This window comes from Burkholderia sp. SCN-KJ (genome assembly GCF_024656005.1).
Classification (GTDB): domain Bacteria; phylum Pseudomonadota; class Gammaproteobacteria; order Burkholderiales; family Burkholderiaceae; genus Burkholderia.
In genome coordinates this window covers 1-317 of sequence record NZ_JANKOG010000116.1, presented here as the reverse complement: position 1 = coordinate 317, position 317 = coordinate 1, and the positions used below count along the sequence as shown (strand labels likewise).

Sequence of the window (317 nt, the reverse complement as noted above, 5' to 3'; positions counted from 1 at the left end):
CCGAACATTAAGTTCGAATCATCTTGAGATACATCGATACAATCACAACCCGGATAGTTTCCACGTCCATCTCAAAGACGCTTCCGCTATCCAAATTACTTACTTCTTCCAGATTGTTAAAGAACGACAGCCGATACATACTACGTATCACTCTGACTGGCTCAATCGCCAATGCAAAGCGCTCGCTGAATTTTCAGCAAACTCTTAGCATTGAAGATTGGTGGAGGCAGACGGGATCGAACCGACGACCCCCTGCTTGCAAAGCAGGTGCTCTCCCAGCTGAGCTATGCCCCCATTGAGTACAGATGACCTCAGGC

The 317-nt window shown here is 47.9% G+C and carries 1 tRNA gene; it reads right to left on the bottom strand.

Annotation, left to right across the window (positions count from 1 at the left end):
* Positions 1 to 218: 218 nt before the first annotated feature.
* Positions 219 to 294: transfer RNA gene (locus tag NQV17_RS37890), tRNA-Ala, on the bottom strand.
* Positions 295 to 317 lie beyond the last annotated feature (23 nt).